Raw genomic sequence first — 5,355 nt, 5'->3', positions numbered from 1 at the left:
GAAAAAATATGTTAACTAAAGTCTGTTATTTGTCAATTACTCTTTTTCTGATGTGCAAAAACCAGTATATCGGTAGTCTGTATCATAACTTTAGTTGGGAAAAACGAAAAAGCAGCACCGTCTCCTAAATTTCCAGCACTGACACCATTTATTTTACTACCGTGAGCATGAGCAGTATCTTCGAGAACAAACAACCCTTGTTGATGACAATATTCTACCACTTGGGGAAACTCAGGAGAAATTACACCTCCAATATGAACCCATAACACTCCAGAAATTTTCTCTGGGAGATTTTTACCCTTTTCTACTGCCTCTTTTACCATTTCTAAGGATGGTGCAAATGTCTGCTCATCCATATCAAGATATTGAACTTTTCCTCCAGCGCGAATTACCATAGCAATAGTGGCAAAGTTAGTATTGGTAGGAACTAAAACAGTTGTTCCCTCAACCTTTTTTAAGCGTAAGATAATTTCTAGTCCAGAAGAACCACTATTAACAGCGATCGCGTATTTTGTACCGACATATTCAGCAAATGCTTGTTCAAATGCTGTGGTATGTTCCCCCAAAATTAGTCTTCCAGACCTTAAAATCTTCTCAGATTCTGATAAGAAGTATTGAATTTCATCATCTGTAATATCGAAATAAAATGGTTTAATTTGTTGATTTATTGTCATGTTCTTTGCTTAATATCTATTAAATTACCGATTCAAAAAAATCAAAATATTCAAACTAGCGAAATTTTAATATTTTAACTAACCAACTTAATAGTAACTATATTTGGTATGACCATAGTTATCTCAAAATCAATTAATAAATTATTTCATCAATCCAATTATTTACCTTCTAAAACATGAATTGTAATCCGTTTATTTAGTTCTAAGAAACAATCCAATGGTTGTCATCCTGCTTTTATAGCGATATTTTTAAAATAATCCATCGGATATTTATAAGAACTTAAAAAATGAAATTTTTCCCCACTCTTAATATTTCTAGGAATACCATCTAGAATAAAATTTTGTTCTTTTATTGCTATTACATTATGTTCCACACAATGAGTTTCAGCTACCCAATTGAATTCATAATTAAATGCAGTAGGATCGAAGTCAGAAATTGGTAAATCACGATTGATATAATATAAAATACTAAGTATAAACTTTGCTACTTTGCTATTATCGTATGCTTTTCTTAATGATGACTCATTTTGATTAGCATCTACACCAATAATTAATATACCATTTGGTTTTATTGCTTGTGAAATTTTTCCTAAAAAATTAATACAATCATTGGTAGAAAGATTGTTAATTGTACTTCCTTTAAAAAAAACTACAGGTAAGCTGAAATTTTTTACAATATCAACATTCTTAATAAAGTCTGTCTTAATTGGTTGAACTGATATATTTGGCAATTCCCGACTTAAAATTTCTTCGCTCTGCTCCAGATAAGTTTCACACAAATCTATAGGAATATAGCTGTTGAATTGTTTAATTTCTTTTAAAAAAGGCAAAGTTTTATTTTTGAAAGCTATATCTGTACCAGGACCGAATTCTATCAAATTAGATTCTGCTGGAACATAAGTAGCAATTTTGCTGGCAACATCATTAATTAACTGCGTTTCCTCTTTGTAAAGGTAGTAGTCTAAGTTTTGAGATATTATTTCCAAGTAATATGCTTCACCATTAGCAGGATCGTCCTTAATATCTGGATTGGGAGTGCTGTACAAATAAGCACCTAAATTTTCTTCCTGTTGACGTAAAAATAGAGATTTGACATCACAAAGAAATGATTGGTAAAAGTAACTCACAATAATTTTCCTCTATAAGCAATAACGAAATCATACTATAAAAGCTTTAATTATGAATTAAAATACAGTTTTTATCATAATAAGGTAATTATCCATTATCCATTAATGAGCCGACTCTTTAAAGGAGAAAAAGTGCTAGGATATTTCCTTATATTCAATTCCCTAACAGTTTTACATAAGGTAATTATCAATTATTAATTATCAATTAATGAAGGGAACCATTTTTCCATTATTAATTAATTTGTACTTAACACCACGCCATACTACTGTACGTTTAGTCAACGCTAAAAACCAAAATATTAAACCAAAAGTGTCACGCAAAGGCAATAAATAGAGACTTGCAAAACCTTCTATATCTTGCAACTCTTTTAAAGTTATCCCAGCAGTCAAAAGTCTTAAAACAACTGTAATTCCCAATACTCCTAACCCCCATAAATCTCCCATTCGTGCCACAGCAAACAAAATAGCAAAAGGTACTGCCCGAATTAATATAGTTGCAATAAATGGCCAAGGACGTGCCAAATATGTATTTTGGTCCCAATAAACTTGATGAGTCCACCAATTTTGCCAATTTTTCAAGTCCACAGTCACATCAATAATGTATGGCAAAAGCAACATTTTTTTTCCAGAAGTCCAAACTCTCCGTCCAAGTTCATAGTCTTCTACAAGATAATCTGCTAGACTCTCTAAACCACCAAGTTCTTGTAATGTGCTGCGACTTATGGCGATGGAAGGTCCTAAACAAGCATTGGATGCTCCTGTAACTGTTGCGAATATAACGCTAGGAATAAAGTCAGCATTCATAGTTAATAGTTCCATCTTCTCAAACCATTGATGGGCACTTTTGACTTTAAAGAGAGTACAGACACATCCGACGTTGGGATTGGATAAAGGAGATATTATGTTTTTAATATAGTCAGGTTTAAGATTGGTGTCACTGTCGCTGATAATAATTGTGTCGTGGCGTGCTTCAGTTATTGCACCAAGTAAATTATTTACTTTACCATTAGCTCCTGCTTCTTTATTATCAATAACAACGGAAATTTTCTGGCTACCTATTTCTAATTGAATATCCTGAAGAATGGGAAGAGCTGAATCTTGAGGGTCTTGAACAGAGTAAATAACCTGATACTCAGGCCAATCTTGAACAGCAATAGTACGCAGATTTGACTTAAGGTCTTTTTCAATACCCCGTACTGGTTTCAGTACAGTTACAGAAGGGTTAAATTTTTCTGTGGCATTTATGTCTGGGATACTTTTCTGAAAAAAATGTTTGGTTGTCCAGACACTTAGAATTGAATATATAGATCCACCGAGGATAGGTATTAGGCAAATTATTTGGAGTACCTGCTTCATAAAATCGACATAAAACGTCATAATAAGTAACATTTCAATATTTACTTCTTGCTTCAACTGAGACCGTCGGCGGTTACTCATCCACAAGCATTGACGGGTCTTGCCCGACCGCCTATACGCAAATTGATACTTGCGTTCAAATCACGGTCTATAGATATCCCACACTCAGGGCAGTTATAAGTTCTAAGGCTGAGTGGCATATCTTGAACATGACCGCACCTACTGCAAGTCTTTGATGATGGAAAAAATCTATCCACTACTACTAGCTCACAACCCTACCATTGGCACTTGTATTCAAGCTGTCGCCTAAACTCATAAAACCACTATCTGCTTATTGATTTAGCTAGCTTGTGGTTAGCTAACATACCGCTGACGTTCAAATCTTCGCTTGAGCAACAACGCTGTGGTTTTTAGCTAGATATGTTGTCAATTTATGAAGCGCGTCTTTACGGATATTAGCTACTTTCCTGTGTAGCTTGGCTATCTTCAGTTGTGCTGCCCTCCAGTTAGCTGAACCCACCTTTTTATGGCGATGTAGGTATTGCAGCCGAGATAACTTAGCTATCATACTCTGAAGTGGTTTCACACTTTCAAATACTTTTCCATCACTTAAAGTAGCTAAAGTTTTCACACTCAAGTCTACACCTATAACATCCGTTATTTTGGGTGTTGTGCCTGATGTAAATTCATAGCTACAGCTAAGATACCAATCCGAAGCTTGTCTACTAATAGTAATTTTTTGAGCTGTTGCCTCAATCGGTTCATAACTTTTGACAATACCAATAAAAGGTAATTTATGATTCCATCCGTTTAATTCTATTGGTTTTCCGCAATTATCAATTGTGAAGGAATTATGTTTACCTTTCTTCTTAAACCTTGGGTGTTTGGCTAACCCTTGAAAAAACCTCTTAAATGCTTCACCTAAATTGATGAAAGCATATTGATAGACTCTAGACGACAAGTTTTTCATCCAAGGATAAAGAGGTTTTGTGTGATTGGTAAAAACCTCTCTAAGTTTATGACCATTTGGCTTGTAACCATCAACATAAGCCTGATTCCATAAACTTAAACCCCAGTTATAAACCCATCTACTATAGCCTGCGTGTTGAGCCATCAGAGTTTTTTGTTTATTATTGAGTTTTAATTTGGTATGAATTGATTTCATGGAGATTGAGTTACAGTCAAATTCTACCTCTTTTGACGTATTATATCGCTATTCGTTGATTAAGTCAATTCTCTTCAGGGGTTGGCATTAATTGATTATTATTTTCATTTTTTCAACTTAAAGTATAGTTATGTGGTACTAATTTAGCAATTAGACATCTCCAGAAAAGAGGGAGTAGGGAGCAGGGAGCAGGGAGCAGGGAGCACAGAGAAATAATTGATGATTTATGCAGGATAATTAATTTTATTTTTTATTATTGGAGAGGTCTATTGGATTTGATTTGTTAATAGCGGTGAGCGATCGCTACTTGCTGGAAACATAATAAATTTTGGTCTTCTGTCAAAAAATTTAGATGGGTTTGCTCTGATAGATTAAAAGTAGCACTATCAACAGATGTGAGAAACAATATTTGAAATTTAATGATATATTATAAAAAAAACCGATCTAAATAAATTTTAGTTATGAAAACCTCTATTTCTGATCTTGACATACCTCTAGAGAGAGATTTGTTTTTACGAAATTTAATTCGGGAATTATCAGGAACATTACAAAAAGTTGTCGGTTTGGAAGAAGCGGCAGGTTTTATTAGTGTGGTGGGTCAAACCATGGGAGATCAAATCAATTCTGACTATAAATCTGCACTAAAAGTATCTAACCTGTCTAGAGAACAAATTGCTCAAGTATTAATTGATTTGAAAAAAAGAATTCAGGGGGATTTTTATATCATCGAACAAGATGATGAAAAGATTGTTTTGGGTAACCGAGTTTGTCCTTTTGGAGACAAGGTAATTGGTCGTCCATCTATGTGTATGATGACTTCTAATGTCTTTGGTTCAATTACAGCGAATAATTTAGGATATGCTAAGGTTGAACTACAAAAAACAATTGCAGAGGGTGATTCTGGCTTGTCTTGTGGGAAACTGTTCAACTAGCAGATTTAACACAGACTAAAAAACTATTTCCTGAATATAAGTCTATGCACTCCCAGGTATTGCAAGATGTAATCCAGCGCGTACAAACTGCGATGGATAAC

Annotated in this window: 7 protein-coding genes; 1 reads left to right on the top strand and 6 read right to left on the bottom strand. The window is 34.1% G+C overall.

The features are described from left to right. Positions 1–32: 32 nt before the first annotated feature. From F6K22_RS30340 to F6K22_RS30315, 6 genes are all read right to left on the bottom strand, one after another. Positions 33–674, bottom strand: coding sequence for a DegT/DnrJ/EryC1/StrS family aminotransferase (locus F6K22_RS30340; RefSeq protein ID WP_293106781.1), 642 nt, complete (start codon positions 672–674; stop codon positions 33–35). Between the two features lie 224 nt (positions 675–898). Then, positions 899–1,801 carry an L-histidine N(alpha)-methyltransferase gene (locus F6K22_RS30335; RefSeq protein ID WP_293106778.1) on the bottom strand — a complete coding sequence of 301 codons (903 nt, stop codon included), beginning with the start codon at positions 1,799–1,801 and terminating at the stop codon, positions 899–901. A 201-nt stretch (positions 1,802–2,002) separates the two neighbouring features. Continuing rightward, entirely contained in the window at positions 2,003–3,238 is a 1,236-nt protein-coding gene (locus tag F6K22_RS30330) for a glycosyltransferase (RefSeq protein WP_293106775.1), read from the bottom strand. Next, positions 3,235–3,414, bottom strand: coding sequence for a zinc ribbon domain-containing protein (locus F6K22_RS30325; RefSeq protein ID WP_293106772.1), 180 nt, complete (start codon positions 3,412–3,414; stop codon positions 3,235–3,237). Before F6K22_RS30325 ends, F6K22_RS30330 begins: the two co-directional genes overlap by 4 nt. Before the next feature lie 119 nt (positions 3,415–3,533). Then, complete coding sequence (locus tag F6K22_RS30320; RefSeq protein WP_293106769.1) at positions 3,534–4,271, bottom strand: RNA-guided endonuclease InsQ/TnpB family protein; 738 nt, start codon at positions 4,269–4,271, stop codon at positions 3,534–3,536. Between the two features lie 334 nt (positions 4,272–4,605). After that, a complete protein-coding gene (locus F6K22_RS30315) occupies positions 4,606–4,728 on the bottom strand; it encodes a hypothetical protein (RefSeq protein WP_293106766.1) in 123 nt (40 codons plus the stop codon). A gap of 55 nt (positions 4,729–4,783) precedes the next feature. Between F6K22_RS30315 and F6K22_RS30310 the strand changes: the two genes are divergently transcribed. Then, entirely contained in the window at positions 4,784–5,254 is a 471-nt protein-coding gene (locus tag F6K22_RS30310) for a methanogen output domain 1-containing protein (protein ID WP_293106764.1), read from the top strand. The last annotated feature ends 101 nt before the right edge of the window (positions 5,255–5,355 follow it).

Origin of the sequence: Okeania sp. SIO2F4 (genome assembly GCF_010672385.1) — a bacterium.
GTDB lineage: Bacteria > Cyanobacteriota > Cyanobacteriia > Cyanobacteriales > Microcoleaceae > Trichodesmium.
Note: the sequence above shows the minus strand (reverse complement) of the source record. Positions and strands in the feature narration are given on the sequence as shown.

What these genes read in the sequence shown, in the direction of transcription:
- F6K22_RS30320 (WP_293106769.1), bottom strand. Translation starts at nt 4,271, where the DNA reads ATGGCTCAACACGCAGGCTATAGTAGATGGGTTTATAACTGGGGTTTA.
- F6K22_RS30330 (WP_293106775.1), bottom strand. Translation starts at nt 3,238, where the DNA reads ATGAGTAACCGCCGACGGTCTCAGTTGAAGCAAGAAGTAAATATTGAA.
- F6K22_RS30340 (WP_293106781.1), bottom strand. Translation starts at nt 674, where the DNA reads ATGACAATAAATCAACAAATTAAACCATTTTATTTCGATATTACAGAT.
- F6K22_RS30310 (WP_293106764.1), top strand. Translation starts at nt 4,784, where the DNA reads ATGAAAACCTCTATTTCTGATCTTGACATACCTCTAGAGAGAGATTTG.